We start from the raw sequence: 15,095 nt of genomic DNA on the forward strand, positions 1-15,095 counted from the left end.
GAGCGACCTCGACCCCGAGTCCGCCGCCAACGACTCGGAGCCCGGCGCGAGCGACCTCGACCCCGAGTCCGCCGCCAACGACTCGGAGCCCGACGCGAGCGAGCCCGCCCCCGAGCCCGCCGCCATCGACTCGGAGCCCGACGCGAGCGAGCTCGAGCTCGAGCCCGCCGCCATCGACTCGGAGCCCGACGCCATCGACTCGGAGCCCGACCCCGCCGACTCGGAGCCCGACGCGAGCGAGCCCGAGCCCGAGCCCGCCGAGCTGTCGGAGACCGACGAGCCGCGCGAGTCTGCCTCCGCCCCCGACGACACCGATCCGAGCGCCCCCCCAGTCGACGACACCGCGCCCGACCCCGAGGCGACCGATACCATCGAGCTCGTCGCGGCGACCAACGAGGCCGCCCCCCGGTCCGAGCCAAGCACGGACGCCAACGCCGAGCCCCCGGACACCGACGACTCCCAGAGCGCGGCCGGGTGACCTTCCGAGATCCACTGCGACCCGCGACCTGATCGCTCAACCGATTGCCCGCGAGGGATGCTTGGCGCCTATCCTGGATTGGATCAGCGCCAAGAACGCACCCCCTGAAAGTTTGACGCGGATCCCGGAATGTGTACTCTCGCCCCCGGCGGTCGGACTACCGACCCCAACCCCGCGTAATCAAAGCGTTTTCCTAATATGTCCCAGCTCGAGCTGACCCACGATCCCACGATTCCCGCGGAAGCCATGAGCCAAGCCCGGCGCAAAGCCAAGGGCGATGAAGCGCCCCCCGCCGGCCAAGGTGGAGGCGGCAGCGCGGGCATCATCGAGGGCGACCTCGCCGAGCAGGCCCGCCGCAAGTACCTCAATTACGCGCTGAGCGTCATCACCTCGCGGGCGATCCCCGACGTGCGTGACGGCCTCAAGCCGGTCCAGCGACGCATCCTGTTCACGATGTTCGACGACCTGCGTCTGACCTTCGACGCGCGTCACCGCAAGAGCGCCAAGGTCGTCGGCGACGTCATCGGCAAGTACCACCCGCACGGCGACACGGCGGTCTACGACGCGATGGTCCGCATGGCCCAGGACTTCGCGATGCGGATGCCGCTCGTCGACGGGCAGGGCAACTTTGGCTCGATCGACGGCGACTCCCCTGCCGCCTACCGCTACACCGAGGCCAAGCTGTCCAAGCTCGCGGCCGAGCTGCTGACCGAGCTCAAGAGCGACACGGTCGCGTACCGCCCGACCTACGATGGCACCGGCCGTGAGCCGATCGTGCTTCCGGCTCGGTTCCCGCACCTGCTGGTCAACGGCGCGACCGGCATCGCGGTGGGCATGGCAACCTCGATCCCGCCCCACAACCTGGGCGAAGTGATCCGCGCCAGCTTGCTGCTGATCGACGATCCCACGGTCACGGTCGCCAAGCTGATGACCAAGCTCAAGGGCCCGGACTTCCCAACCGGCGGCCAGCTGGTCGCCACCAGGACCGAGCTACGCGAGGCCTACGAGCAAGGCAAGGGTACCTTCAAGCTGCGCGGCAGCTGGTCGCTGCAAGAGCCCAAGCCGGTCAAGGCCAAGTCCAAGAAGCCCCCCGGTGGCCCGCGCATCGTGATCACCGAGGTCCCCTGGGCCGTCGAAAAGAGCGCCCTGGTCGAAGAGATCGGCCAGATCATCGTGGCCAAGAAGCTCCCGGTCGTGATCGGGGTCCAGGATCTCAGCACCGAGGACGTCCGCGTCGAGATCGAGCTCGATCCCAAGGGCGACGTCGACCCCGAGCTGGTCATGGCCTACCTGTTCAAGCACACCCGCTTGCAGACCACCATCAAGCTCGACATGACGGTGCTGGTCCCGAGCGCCAACCCCGAGGTCGCCGCGCCCGCGCGCCTGGACCTCAAGTCGGTGCTCACCCAGTTCCTGGCGTTTCGCCTGCTCACGGTCAAGCGCCGGTTCGAGTACGAGCTGCGCAAGCTCGAGGAGCGCATCCACCTGCTCGAGGGCTTCGAGAAGATCTTCAATGACCTCGACAAGGCGATCAAGCTGATCCGCACCAGCGACGGTCGGGCCGACGCGGCCAAGAAGCTGATCAAGGCGTTTGGCCTCGACCAGATCCAGGCCGACGCGGTGCTCGAGACCCGGCTGTACAAGCTGGCCAAGCTCGAGATCCTCAAGATCCGCGAAGAGCTGGCCGAGAAGCGCAAGCGCGCCAAGCAGATTCGGGCGATCCTCAAGAGCGAGACCAAGCTGTGGGGCATCATCAAGGCCGAGCTCGAGGAGCTCGCTACCAACTATTCCGATCGCCGGCGCACCCGAATTGACGCCGAGGACCTGACCGAAGAGTTCTCCGCAGAGTCCTTCATCATCGAAGAGGACGCGGTCGTGTTGATCACCCGCGACGGCTGGATCAAGCGCCAGCGCCAGGTCAACCTCGAGACCACCCGCATGCGCGATGGCGACAGCCCGCTCGCGCTCGTTGGCGGCAGCACCCGCGAGTCGGTCGTGCTGTTCTCGAACCGCGGCTCGGCCTACGTGATCCGCATCAACGATGTGCCGGCCTCGAGCGGCCACGGCACCCCGGTGCAAAAGCTGTTCAAGTTCAAGGACGGCGAGAAGGTCATCGCCGCGGCGCCCACGGATCCGCGCTTCATGATCGAGTTCGCCGAGGCCCAAAAGCCCGAGCTTGGCGCGGAGTACGAAGAGCCCTACCCCCACTTCCTCGCGGTCAGCCAAGGCGGCATGTCGCTGCGCTTCACGCTGTGGCCCCACCGCGACCCCAGCACCCGCTCGGGTCGGCTGTTCGGCAAGCTCAAGCCGGACGACGAGTTCATCGAGGTGTTCAAGGTCTACGCCGAAGACCAGGTCTGCGCGCTGTCTCGCAAGGGCAAGCTGCTGTGCTGCGAGGTCATGGACGTCAACCTGCTCGCCGGCCCCGGCCGCGGCGTGACGCTGATGAAGCTCGACGACAAGGACCAGCTGGTCGGCGCGTGGGCATCCAGGCACACGATCGAGGTCAACAAGTCCTCGGGCGGCACGCTCAAGCTGAGCGAGAGCAAGGCAACCGTCACCAATCGCGGCGGCAAGGGCCGCCCAATCATGAAGCGCGGCACCGTCGAGTCGCTGGTGTTCCCCATCCCTGAATCACCCGACTTCGAGGCCGGCGCCGCGCGCTTGGTCGAGATGGGCTACGAAGCGCAATAGGACACCATGGCCAAGACCAACACTTCCAAGAAACGCGCCGTGTCCACTGACTATGGCGCCGACGCGATCCAGGTGCTGCAAAACGTCGAGCACGTGCGGGCCCGGCCCAGCATGTACATCGGCGGCGTCAACAAAGACGGCCTGCACCACATCGTGTGGGAGATCCTCGACAACTCCGTCGATGAGGTCATCAACGGATATGCGTCGAAGATCGAGGTCACCCTCACCGCGGATCGCAAGGGCCTGACGATCTCCGATGATGGCCGCGGGATCCCAGTCGACAAGCACCCCAAGCTCAAGATCCCGGCGGTCGTCGCAGTGTTCACCCAGCTCGGCGCGGGCGGCAAATTCGACGGTGAGAGCTACCGCCACTCGGGCGGACTGCACGGGGTCGGCGCGGCCGTGGCCAACGCCCTGTCCGAGCGCCTCGAGGTCCGGGTCAAGCGCGGTGGCAAGCTCCACGAGGTCACGTTCGTGCGCGGCGTGCAAGAGGGCAAGCTGGTCTCACGCGGCAAGGTCCGCGGCACTGGCACCGAGGTGTTCCTGCGCCCCGATCCTGCCATCTTCGGGGCCAAGGCGTTGCTCGATCCCGACGTCCTGCGCCAGCGAATCGAGGCCAAGAGCTACCTGCACAAGGGCCTGACGATCTCGTTCGTCGACGAGTCGACCAACAAGACCGAGGTCTTCCACCACGCAGACGGCATCGCCGAATACCTCGACAAGCTGATCACCGTGCGGGGCAAGCCGGCCGTGCACAAGGGTCACTTTTATATCGAGCGCAGCGATGACCCCAAGCTCGAGCTCGCGCTCGCGTGGACCGAGGCCAGCGAGACCACGATCAATTCCTACGTCAACGGCGTGCCCACGCCCGACGGTGGCACCCACGAGCAGGGCCTGCGCAACGGCTTGGGCAAGGCCCTGCGCGCGTACATGCAGGCCCACAAGCTCGAGCCCAAGGGCCTGACGATCGGGCTCGACGACATCCGCGAGGGCTTGATCGCGCTGTTTAGTGTGTACGTGCTCGAGCCGCAGTTTCAGAGCCAGACCAAGAACCGGCTCAACAACCCCGAGGTCGCCACGCAGATCGAGGGCGTGATCCGCCCGGCGCTCGAGCAGTGGCTTCACGAGAACCGCAGCTTGGGCGACGCGATCGTGGCCAGGGTGATCCTCGCCGCCCGAGCCCGCGCGGCGTCGCGTGCCGCCGTCAGCTCGGTCACCCGCAAGTCCGCCGGCCACGCCAAGATCGGCCTGCCCGGCAAGCTCGCCGACTGCGGGAGCAACGACCCGGCCAAGTGCGAGCTGTTCATCGTCGAGGGCGACTCCGCCGGTGGCTCGGCCAAGATGGGCCGCGACCGCCACACCCAGGCGATCCTGCCGCTGCGCGGCAAGGTCCTCAACGCCGCCCAAGCCAGCATCGCCAAGGTGCTCAAGAACGAAGAGCTCGGCAACATCGTCAAGGCGCTTGGCTGCGGGATCGGCAAGGACTTCGACATCAGGGGATTGCGCTACGATCGCGTGATCCTGCTGATGGACGCCGACTCCGACGGTCATCACATTGCGACCTTGCTGCTGACCTTCTTCTATAAATACATGCCGGAGCTGATCCGCAGCGGGCACATTTACATTGGCCAGCCGCCGCTGTTTCGGGTGGACGTGGGCAAGCAGACCCACTGGGCCGCCGATGACGAGCACCTCCAGCGGATCTTGGCCGAGATCAAGCAAGGCAAGCCCGAGATTCAGCGCTTCAAGGGCCTCGGCGAGATGATGCCCAAGACACTGAAGGACACGACGCTGGATCCGAAGAAGCGGCAGCTGATCCGGGTGAGCATCGCCGACGAGCTGGCAACGGATCGCACGATCCACGACCTGATGGGCAAGGACGCGTCGATGCGCTACGAGTTCATCATGGAGCGGGCCGCGGACGCGGACGAGATCGACATTTGATTTCGGCCCCCACGGGGGTTTCGCCCGGCTTCCGGCTGCAGTCGGGCTCGAGCGGGAGCAACGAGACCTGTTCGAACGACAACTGGCATCACGTCATGAACCGATTCGCCGGTGACCGCTCGTCCAGCGCGTGATCGCCTATCGGCCTACGCGCAGGTCGTATACCCTGCGCGCGGACTAAACGCCGATGCTCCAGACCATCATCAATTTCTTTCGCAAGCTGTTTGGCCTCGACTCTGACACGGGCTCCGGCTCGGGGAACATGAAACAGCTCTCGCAGGGCGAGCTGCGCGAGAAGCACATCAAGGGCCTCGAGCACATTGAAGGCGCAGAGAACATCCGCGTGTCTACGGGTGATGTCATCCGCCGGGTCGAGGGCGCGGCGCTGATCCGCGACGAGGACGACGGCGAGATGCTGTGGACCAGCGAAATCAACCTCGAGGTCACCCCGCAGCAGTTCCAGGACGACTTTGGACCGCTCGCCGGCCCCGATGACCTCGGTAAATTCCTGTTTCACGAGACCGAGATCAACATGGTCATGCAGGGCGACGCCGACGAGGCCGAGCGCAAGTGCCAAGAGTTTGGCTACGCCCACATGGGCCAGTTCTTCCGGGTCCGCGGGACCATGCTCAAGCACAAGGGCACAGCCGGCGGCCCGCAGCTCGACGACTTCGTGTTCGACAGCGGCGACGTGATGCGAGCGGCGATGGACGGCGCGCACATGCGTCAGGCGTACACGTCTCAGGGGGCCCTGGCTGCCGATCCCGAGCTGCTCGCGCCCGTCGACGGGGTCGATCTCGACACCTACGCCAAGCTCGCGGCGACCTCGGCCACGGGTCTGCCACAGGACCAGTTCACCGCGATGCTGGCCCAGCATGGGCTCGACGCCGCGAAGTGGCAGTCGGTCAATGCCGTGTGGACCGATCGCATGGCCAAGGACACCAGCCACACGATCACCACCGCCTACGGAAAGGCGTTTGGGGCCGCCGGCGCGGGGCAGTACGGCGCAGCCGGAGCCGCAGGTGCGGCCGTGATGGGTACGACCAACGCCGCCGGTGGCGAGGCCCCCGTCAGCTTCGAGCGCTACTGCGAGATCGCGGGCGCGCAGGCGGCCTGGGCAGAGTCGGGTCAGGACGTCAACGCCATGATGAAGCAAGTCTTCAACATGAACGCGCTCGACTGGTCGACCATGAGCATGTGGTGGATGCAGAAGCTGCAGAGCGATCCCAGCTTGTTCCAGCCCCACACCGACCTGTGTGAGAAGTACAAGACCCAGTACGGCGCGGGCGGCATGGCCGGGGCCGACGACGACCTCTCTTTCTAAACTTGGGACCACGCCGTGCACATCCATCACGTGCTCGATCAATTCGAGGCCACGCTCAAGAACCAGATCGCCCAGCTGCAGGGTGCCGCCAAGTCGGCGGCGCCCGGCGGCGTCGGTGACTGGGAGGCGATCGTCACCCACTTTGGCTTGCCCGAGATCGAGCGAAGCGAACGCCTCCAGCAAGCCGGCCAGCGCGGCCACACGCGCGGCGCGTTCCCGGACGAGTTCGAGGCCGTCGTCGCCGTCTTGGGTCGCCAAGCCAGCGCGCTGCTCGATCAGCTTGGCGGCTGGCACCAGGCGGCCCTGGCCACCGACCCCAGCGCGGCGAGCCGGGTTGACGCGCTGCGAACCAGCGTGAACCAGCTCGCGGCAGACCAGCGCAAGGCCTACGAAGACGGGATCAAGCCGCGCACGGGCGTGGGCGGGCTCGCGGGGATCTTCGCCAACGCGTCCGCGACCGCCAAGCTCACGCCGTGGGCAAACCTCGAGTACGACCCCCAGCTGACCCTCGCGTGCCCAGGATGCGGCTCGCCCCAGCGCACCCGCCTGGTGTTCGACTGCGAATACTGCGGCACCCCTCTGTTCGAGCCCAAGCAAGGATCACCACAATGAGTCAGGCGCTAATTCAACGTTGGGCAGGCTTCATCGCCAAGATCAGGGGCCGCTTTGAAGAGATCCTCGCGGAGTCCGAGCAAGGCATGCGTGGGTTATTTGCCCAGCACCCCCACGACTTCCTGCCAGTGACCAACGCGATGAGCGGCCTCGACGCCCGCATTCGAGTGTTGCGAGACAAGCTCGACGAGACCTGGGAGGAGCAGGTATCGGACAAGTTCGCCGACGCGAACATCATGGATCTGGGCCTCGACATGAAGTCCGACGCCGAGCTCGCGCTCGAGTGGGACTGGGCCGCGTGGAAGGCCAAGATCGCGGTGGAGTTCCATCGCAACCTCGAGCCAGCGGCCCGCAGCGCGGCCGCCGAGCCGGTTCACTGCACGCAGTGCTCCATGGTGCTGTCGCGCACCAGCAACGTGGAGATGGCCTCGATCACCTGCTCGGGCTGCGGGGCGCTCAACCAGGTCGCGCCGAGCACCCCGATGTACACCTACTTCGGCGGGATGCCGCGGGCGGTCGCTGACCAGCAGACCATCGAGCTGCGCCGCAACATCGAGGTGTTCCGCGATCAGTGCGATCGCTGGCGGCGAGCACGAGACTGGGCCCCGGAGCCGCTCGCCAACTTCGAGCGCTGGGAGCAGATGGAGCGGGAGTTCTGGGTCACCCACACCCGGATCATGAACGAGCTCGAGGGCAAGCCCTTCGATCAGGCCCTGGTCGACGCCCGCATGAAACAGTTCATCAAGTACTCGCTCGAGTGCGAGCAAGTCTGGGTTCAAGCCAAGGGCCGCGTGCCCTGGCCGTAGCGCTCGCGTCCTTGACACCCCAAAGTCGAGGGCCGGTCTGCGGGGGTCGATGTGCTGATGGGGCAGCACATAGAACCCGGCACCCGATCACCGAGGCGATGTCCATGCAGAGGTCTACATGCTCGACGGTCTGAGGCGCCAGCCTCGCTGGCCCTAGCCGGGGGGAAACTCGTTCATCAGGACCGAGACCGCCGAATTGACAACGGCGTCTGGATCCGAGCCCGGCTCGAGGTCGTCTTGGGTCCACGCTGACCAGATCTGCGTCTTGCTAGCTTGGTCAAACAGATACAGCGTCAGCCGCCCACGCGTGACCTTGGCCGGGCCGCCCGCGACGAGGTCGAGACCGGTCGCGCCGCCGCCTTGGATCTTGTAGCGAACCTGGGTCCCCACCGTGAACGCGACCAACAGATGCGCGTCCTCGCCCGTCGCCTTCTTCAGCCCCTTGGCTTCGAGCTCGCGCTCGACGGCGGCGCGGATCCGCTTTTCGTTCTCGACATTGCGAATGTTCTCGTTGCCGTCGCCCGACTGGATCAGCACCAGGTCGTCCGTGATCCAGCGGTAGGTCTGATACTGCGAGAAGTCGGTGCCCTCTACGTACTCGGTCTCGGCCTTCAATTGCTGCGAGCAAGCGGCCAACGGTGCGGTGAGGGCCAGCGCGAGCGCGAGTGTGCCAATGCGAGCGGAAGAGCGAGACATTGGAGACAAGCTAGCCCGACCCGCGCAGCCTGCCAAGGGCACGAGGCCAGCGCGGGCCGTGATCTTTGCGTGGTCGCGCGCGATAGCGGATCACGAGGACGCCGACGGTGCCGGCCCCGAGCGCGCCACCCGGCGACGGCTACCCGCAGGTCACCTCGATCGTCTGGGTGGGCCCGTTGCAGGTGTTGGTGCAGGGCCGCGCGGTGTAGCCCGGGTTGGAGCACGCACATACGCCGTTGCCCTGGGCGTTGATCTCGATGCCCGCCCCGCGGTTACCGACGTTCCACGTCCGGCGGTGGCACGCGACGTTCAGTACGGTCTGCCCGTTGCACAAGGCCTGGCAGCTCGTGTTGGCAGCCGCGCCATTGCAGCGCACGCCCTGCGGGTGGTTCACAGAGGGCAGCAAACTCTTGGCGCCGCTCGATCGCGGCGAAGCCAACCGGGTTTAGAAATGCACACGCATCAGGCTCTGCTCGCCCGGCACACCAAGCCGAATCGGAAAACCGTACACGCCTTGGGCCCGATGTACGTACATGCGATTGCGGCCGAGCGCCCACGGCCCGTGGTCGGGCATCTTGGCCACTACCGAGACGAAGGTGTGCGGCAGCCCCAAGCTGAGCAGACCAAGCTGGCCGCCGTGGGTGTGGCCCGACAGCACCAGATCCGCGTGGCCTGACGGCAAGTGCCGAAACGCACCGGGATCGTGGAGCAGCACGATCCGCGGCACGACGGGGACCCGAGGGAAGGCGGCGGTCACCCCTTCGATGTGCGCCTTGCGGTCGCGCCACACGAAGTCCAAACCCAGCAGCTGAACCTCGCCAGCCGGGGTTTGAAGGGTGACGGCCTCGTCAATGAGCAGCCGCGCGCCGACCCGGGCGTACGCGCGCTCGAGCACCCGGCGGGCCTCGAGATCATGGTTGCCGTGACATGCAAACACGCGCCCCGCCAAGCCAGCGAGCGGCGCGAGGGCTGCGACGATCGCCTCTTCGTCTTGCGACTCCATTGTCATGATGTCGCCCGTGATCAAGACCAGGTCCGGGTCACGCGTAACGGTGCGCTCGCAGATCCGCCGCAGCCGGGCCACGGACATGTACGGGCCCAAGTGCGGATCCGTGATCTGCACGATCGTCAGCGGCCGCGCCGACGCGCCGGGCTTGGCGGTTGCCGCCGGATAGCGAACCAGACGATCGACCTCGACCTCTCGATCGACGACAAAGTCGACGGTGGTCTCTCGCGTGTAGAGGGTCTGCGCCGTTCCGAACGCGGCGAGGGCGAAGGGCACCACCAGCCCGGCCGGCTGAACGCCAAAGCTGGAAACGATCAGCCACGGCAACGCGAGCAAGCTAGCCGCCGCGAACCCGAGCCCGGGAATGCTCACGATGGCGCGAAACCAGACCGGGCGCAGCCGCGGCCGCAGCAACAAGGCGAGCAAGTGCAACGCCGCCGCGACGTGGCCAACAACGAGCAGCGGCCACGCAGCGCCGACGTGCGGCGCGAGACCCAAGACCGCCCAGGTTGGCAGCCCGAGCAGGACCAGGGAAAATATCCCAAAGGTCAGGTTTGTTCGGACTCCAACCCCCACGACGAGGGCGTACACGAGGAGGGTGAAGATCCAGAGCGGCTGCATCGGTGGTCGTGGCGGATTCGCACCCGCACGGTAAATGTTTCGTCGCCAGCCCGCTGCTGGCCTACCCCAAGCTCAGAACAGCGCGTACACGAACGGCGCCACGTAGGCCAGCCCGCCCGTCAGCCACAACAACACGCCCGCGAACAAGAGCACGATCAGCAGCGGCGCCAGCACGAAGCGCGCCGGGTGCAAGAAGTGCAACACCAGCGCCCCCGCGGTCCGCAGTCGCGCGCCGAGCCGGCGCAGCAGCGAGCGCTTGGGCCGATTCGACCGGGTGTTCATGACGGCCTCTCGATCACCAGGTCTTCGATGATCATCGCGTCCACGGCGTGGCGCAAGAAGAAGCCCAGCGCGTCTTCGCTGCTGGCGACGATCGGCTCGCCTGGGCCGTTGAGCGAAGTATTGAGCACCAGCGGCGCGTGCCCGCCCCGCTCGAGCGCGGTCAGCAACGCGTGGAGCTCGGGAGCGCTGCCAACCGAGACTGTCTGCGCCCGCGAGCTGCCGTCTTCGTGGGTCACGGCCCCAAGCGCGTCGCTGTGATCGGGGCGGGCCGGGAGCACGGTGGTCATGAATGGGGTCATGTCGTTGGCCTGCCCGTCAAAGTACGCCGCGACCCGGGGCTCGAGCACGGCCGGGGCGAACGGACGAAACGGCTCGCGCTGCTTGATCAACCGATTGATGCGCTCCCGGGTGCTGCGCTCGGCCGCGCGCGCGAGGATCGATCGCTGCCCGAGCGCCCGCGGGCCCCACTCGAACCGACCGCGCACGTGGGCGACGATCTTGTCGGCGGCGATCAGCTGCGCGGCGGCGCTCGCAGGATCGTCAACCCGGCGGATCGGCAGCTCGAGCTCCCGAGCGACCGCCCAGGCCCGCGCGACGTCAACTGGCAACCCGAGCGCCGCCGACATCATGGGCCCCGGCCGCGGATCACCGAGCTCGAGCGCGTCGAGGATCGCCGCGCCCAGAGCCCCGCCCGCGTCGCCGGCCGCGGGCTGCACGAACACCGCCTCGAACCCGCCCTCGCGCGCCAGCCGGGCGTTGGCCAGGCTGTTGAGCGCGACGCCGCCCGCCAGACACAGGTTCGCGGATCCGGTCAGCGCCTTGGCCTTGCGCGCCAGCCCCAGCAGCGCGGCTTCGATCACCCCCTGCAAGGTCGCCGCGACGTCGGCGTAGTGCTGGTCTTTCGCTTCGTCGAATTTCCAGGCCCGCCCCGGCGGCCGCCGCGGTCCGAGCAGCGCCTCGAGCTTGGGCCCAAACCCGAGCTCGGCGTCGCTCATGTGGGCAAAATACTCGAGCCCCAGCTCGTAGCTGCCGTCGTCGTCCAGGCGGATCAGCTGCTCGAAGCGCTCGTGCAGCCCCGCGTGACCGGGCCGGCCCCAGGCCGCGAGCCCCATCACCTTGTACTCGCCCTCGTTGACCGCGAACCCGAGCCACGCCGTCAGCGCGGCGTACAGCAGCCCCAGCGAGTGCGGGAAGTCGATGCTGCACAGCGCCCGCAGCGTGCTCCCCTGCCCGTGCCACAGCGTGGTCGAGCTGTGCTCGCCGACCCCGTCGACGACCAACACCGCCGCGTCCTCGAAGCGCGAGACAAAGTGGGCGCTCGCGGCATGACACCGGTGGTGCTCGAAGCAGTGGACCTTGGCGCGCGGCTGGCCAAACGCCTCGGCCAATTGATCGAGCACCCAGATCTTGTCGCCGAGCTGGCTGGCCATCGCGCGCGGGAACTGCCGCCAGGTCCGGGGCAGGTTGCGCATCAAATTGACCATCACGCGCTCGAGCTTGTCGAACGGCCGCTCGTAGAACACCACGGCGTCGAGGTCCTGGGCCCGCAAGCCAGCGTGGGCCAGGCAAGCATCGCCAGCGTCGAGCGGCAGCGCGGGATCGTTCTTGATCCGCGAGAGTCGCTCTTGCTGGATCGCCACGACCACCTCGCCATCGACCACCAACGCCGCGGCGGCGTCGTGGTAGTGCGCAGAGATTCCAAGCACGTTCGCCATGGCGTGGTTCAGGAGCCCCGCCAGCCTCGCGTGAGCGGCCGGGCCCAGCGGACCAGCAACCCCAGCGGCGCGGCCAGTACATACACGAGCAGCATCGCGACCATGTAGACCCGCTCCGCCAAGAACCGGCCCGCGCGCAGCCAGCTGCGCCACGCCTCCCACCGACGAACCCGACGCAGCGCGCGGCGTGCCTCTGCTTCGCTGGCGGCCAGCTCGAACAACAGCGAGCGCGTGTACGCAGCGTGGCGATGTTCGTCGACCAAGATCGTCCTGAGCAAGCTGGCGTCGCGCTCACGCCCGCGCGCCTCGAAGTAGTCCACGTAGACCAAGAATTGTTCGATCGCCCGGGCCTCGCCCACGTGCACGAACGCGAGAAAATCCAGCTCGCCCAGGCCCACGAACAGCTGCTCGGAGTCGGCCCGGATCGGATCCCAGACCGCGTGGCTGCGGGCGAGCGCGGCCTCGCGGGCCAGCTGGCGGGCGCGCTTGCCAAACATTTGTGCGTGCCGGGTCTCGTCGTCGGCGTGGCGCAAGTAGGCGGCCGCGCGCGACGGAGAAGGCGTGAGCCGAGCGGCGAGCCGCAGGTCGAGCATGCTGCCGTGCTCGGCCAGCGCGAAGCCGTGCAGCTTGAGGGCCGAGCGAGCGGACGAGCGCCAGACCAGCGGGTTGAGCAAGCGAGCGAGTGCGGCGGTGAGGCTCATCGGGCGGTGCTTGACCCAGTGTAGGTCGGACTGACGCAGCGGGCTGGGCTGCCAACGGACCTAGACCGGGTTCGGCGCAGCGCGGGGGGCTCCAGGTTCGGCGCCGATCCCCGCGGAGAGAGATCGCCCACGAGTTTGTGGGGCAGGACCAGACAAGTGTGCATGATCTCCAACGATGGGGCGGCTGTGGGGCCGTCTGCGGGGCGTAGCGTGGATCAAACGCGGCTCCAGCGCAAAACAGTCGACACACCATCGTCACCGAACAGGGCAGGTCCTGCCCTATGCTCACGGACTGTGCCCCCCCACCGCACGGTTGGTCACCGGCGCGCCAGTGTTTGCCTGGGGCTCGCGCTGTTGATCGGATCGGCCGGCGGGTGCGGCCGCGATGCGCTGCCCGAGCTGTGCCCCAACGTCGCCGAGGGCGAGCTGGTGATCTCGGAGCTGCGCGGCGCCCAAGCTGGGCAAGACTCTTTCGGCGACTACATCGAGGTCTACAACGGCTCTGGCCACAGCGTCGACCTCGAGGGCATGAAGCTCAGCCTGCGCTCGTCGGGCGGCGAGGTCCTCGAGCTGTTCGTCCGCGACTCGATCGAGCTGGCCGCTGGCGAGTACGCGGTGATCGGCCCTGGCCTCGAGGAGGACGTGCCCACGTGGATCGACTATGGCGTCGCGTGGGACATCTCGGGCGGCACCCCCGAGTCCGACGCCTATCCACGCGACTTCATGCGCTACCGCTCGGCCTTCGTGGAGATCGAGGCCTGCGGCTCGCTCATCGATCGGGTGTTCTTCGAGACCGACGCGCTGACCGACACCGGGACCATGGCCTGCGGCAACGCCCAAAACCCGCCGGTTGCGAGCGACAACGACAACGTCAACGCCGGCTGCTGGTGCGTCGATGATCTGGGCGCCGAGGGCCAGCCGCTGTTCGGCGTGGGGTTGCCGGGATCGCCCGGGGAGGTCAACCGATGTCCATGATCGCCGTGCGCGATACGATCCTCCGCGCGCTGGTGGTCACCGCCCTGTCGCTGGGGGCCTGCAGCAACCTCGACACCCGCTTCGACCGCAGCGAGCTCGAGCGCGACGACGCTGGCCTGGTCCTTGGTGAGTACCCGCTCAAGCCCAACGCGATCGTCGACGGCGACACGATCAAGGTCGACGGCCTCGACGCGAGCTTGCGCCTGCTCGCGATCGACACCGAAGAGACCTTCAAGTCCGAGAAATCGTGGCGCGCGTTCGAGGTTGGCTGGGACAACTACCTCGCCAACGAGCAGGCCAAGACCAGCCGCATGATCAAGGTGCCCACCCCGCTGGGCATGGACGCCAAGCACTGGGCAGAGGACTTCTTCGCGGGCGTGACCTCGGTCCGGCTCGAGCGTGACGACCCCAAGCAGATCCGCGGCCGCTACAACCGGTTCTTGGCCTACGTGTTCGTCGAGCGCGACGGCGAGTGGGTCAACTACAACCTCGAGGCCGTGCGCGCGGGGATGAGCCCCTACTTCACCAAGTATGGCTACTCCCGGCGCTTCCACGCCGAGTTCATGGCCGCCGAGGCCGAAGCCCGGAAGCACAAGCGCGGCGTGTGGGCCGACGGCGCCCAATGTTACCCCGACTACGACGCGCGCGCGCTGTGGTGGAACGCTCGCGCCGACTTTGTCGCCCAGTTCGAGGCCGAGGCCGCCGAAGACCCAGCGCTGATCGACCTGACCAACTGGGACGCGATGCTGCTGCTGCAGGCCCGCCTTGGCGACGAAGTCGAGGTGCTGGCGACCGTGGGCGACATCCGCCAGGGCGAGCGCGGGCCCAAGCGGGTGCTGTTGAGCCGGCGGATGTTCAAGGACTTCCCGCTGATCTTCTGGGAGTCGGACGTGTTCGACGACTCGGGGATCGGGCGCTACCGCGGCGAGTACGTGCGCGTGCGCGGGGTCGTGACCAGCTACACGGATCGCCGCAATGGTCGAAACCAACTTCAGATCGAAGTTCGAAATCCCGTGCAGGTCCGGCTGCCAGACTACCTGCCGCCGGGCGATCCGGGCAGCGAGGACTTCGATCCCGAGTTCGACATCCCGGAAGACAGCGCAGCGGTCGAGCAACCCGACGATTTCTTCCCAGTGCCCGCGCCCACGCCAGCGCCAGAACCAGAGCGCTCACCGGAGCCCGCGCCCGAACCGGAGCCCGCGCCCGAACCGGAGCCCGCGCCCGCGCCCGCGCCCGCGCCC

Annotated in this window: 13 protein-coding genes and 1 pseudogene; 8 read left to right on the plus strand and 6 right to left on the minus strand. The window is 67.4% G+C overall.

Translation table 11 applies throughout. From position 1 onward, the window contains the following. The 6 genes and pseudogenes from DB30_RS37950 to DB30_RS37975 form a co-directional block, all read left to right on the plus strand. Positions 1 to 478 (plus strand): annotated as a pseudogene (locus DB30_RS37950) (hypothetical protein); the annotation flags it as partial. A gap of 198 nt (positions 479 to 676) precedes the next feature. After that, positions 677 to 3,172: a DNA gyrase/topoisomerase IV subunit A gene (locus DB30_RS37955; RefSeq protein WP_052558622.1), complete on the plus strand. Its 2,496-nt coding sequence runs from the start codon at positions 677 to 679 to the stop codon at positions 3,170 to 3,172. A 6-nt stretch (positions 3,173 to 3,178) separates the two neighbouring features. Further along, positions 3,179 to 5,116, plus strand: coding sequence for a DNA gyrase/topoisomerase IV subunit B (locus DB30_RS37960; protein WP_052558625.1), 1,938 nt, complete (start codon positions 3,179 to 3,181; stop codon positions 5,114 to 5,116). Between the two features lie 187 nt (positions 5,117 to 5,303). After that, positions 5,304 to 6,440, plus strand: coding sequence for a hypothetical protein (locus DB30_RS37965; protein WP_052558628.1), 1,137 nt, complete (start codon positions 5,304 to 5,306; stop codon positions 6,438 to 6,440). Positions 6,441 to 6,455: 15 nt separating this feature from the next. Continuing rightward, positions 6,456 to 7,052, plus strand: coding sequence for a hypothetical protein (locus DB30_RS37970; RefSeq protein ID WP_052558630.1), 597 nt, complete (start codon positions 6,456 to 6,458; stop codon positions 7,050 to 7,052). Further along, complete coding sequence (locus DB30_RS37975) at positions 7,049 to 7,858, plus strand: hypothetical protein (RefSeq protein ID WP_052558632.1); 810 nt, start codon at positions 7,049 to 7,051, stop codon at positions 7,856 to 7,858. The genes DB30_RS37970 and DB30_RS37975 overlap by 4 nt, the downstream gene beginning before the upstream one ends. A gap of 153 nt (positions 7,859 to 8,011) precedes the next feature. Here the strand turns inward: DB30_RS37975 and DB30_RS37980 are convergent, their stop codons facing one another. From DB30_RS37980 to DB30_RS38005, 6 genes are all read right to left on the minus strand, one after another. Continuing rightward, a complete protein-coding gene (locus DB30_RS37980; protein WP_146662482.1) occupies positions 8,012 to 8,554 on the minus strand; it encodes a DUF4136 domain-containing protein in 543 nt (180 codons plus the stop codon). 139 nt (positions 8,555 to 8,693) lie between these two features. After that, positions 8,694 to 8,948 (minus strand): hypothetical protein, encoded by a 255-nt coding sequence (locus DB30_RS37985; protein ID WP_052558636.1) that lies wholly within the window; start codon positions 8,946 to 8,948, stop codon positions 8,694 to 8,696. Positions 8,949 to 8,999: 51 nt separating this feature from the next. After that, positions 9,000 to 10,181, minus strand: a complete 1,182-nt coding sequence (locus DB30_RS37990) for a metallophosphoesterase (protein ID WP_052558638.1) — start codon at positions 10,179 to 10,181, stop codon at positions 9,000 to 9,002. A gap of 72 nt (positions 10,182 to 10,253) precedes the next feature. Continuing rightward, on the minus strand, positions 10,254 to 10,463 hold the full coding sequence (locus DB30_RS37995) for a DUF5989 family protein (protein ID WP_052558640.1): 210 nt from the start codon (positions 10,461 to 10,463) through the stop codon (positions 10,254 to 10,256). After that, the gene (locus DB30_RS38000; RefSeq protein ID WP_052558642.1) at positions 10,460 to 12,178 is read right to left on the minus strand and encodes a carbamoyltransferase family protein; all 1,719 of its coding nucleotides are present in this window, start codon (positions 12,176 to 12,178) and stop codon (positions 10,460 to 10,462) included. Before DB30_RS38000 ends, DB30_RS37995 begins: the two co-directional genes overlap by 4 nt. An 8-nt stretch (positions 12,179 to 12,186) precedes the next feature. After that, positions 12,187 to 12,879: a ferritin-like domain-containing protein gene (locus DB30_RS38005; RefSeq protein ID WP_146662484.1), complete on the minus strand. Its 693-nt coding sequence runs from the start codon at positions 12,877 to 12,879 to the stop codon at positions 12,187 to 12,189. Positions 12,880 to 13,173: 294 nt separating this feature from the next. On the opposite strand from DB30_RS38005, the gene DB30_RS38010 reads away from it, so the two are divergent. Together DB30_RS38010 and DB30_RS38015 are read left to right on the plus strand one after the other, a co-directional pair. Beyond that, positions 13,174 to 13,854, plus strand: a complete 681-nt coding sequence (locus tag DB30_RS38010; protein ID WP_165704141.1) for a lamin tail domain-containing protein — start codon at positions 13,174 to 13,176, stop codon at positions 13,852 to 13,854. Beyond that, the coding region (locus tag DB30_RS38015) for a thermonuclease family protein (protein ID WP_205633160.1) at positions 13,845 to 15,095 on the plus strand (1,251 nt) is incomplete at its 3' end. The genes DB30_RS38010 and DB30_RS38015, both read left to right, overlap by 10 nt.

It is taken from the genome of Enhygromyxa salina (assembly GCF_000737335.2).
Classification (GTDB): domain Bacteria; phylum Myxococcota_A; class Polyangia; order Nannocystales; family Nannocystaceae; genus Plesiocystis; species Plesiocystis salina_C.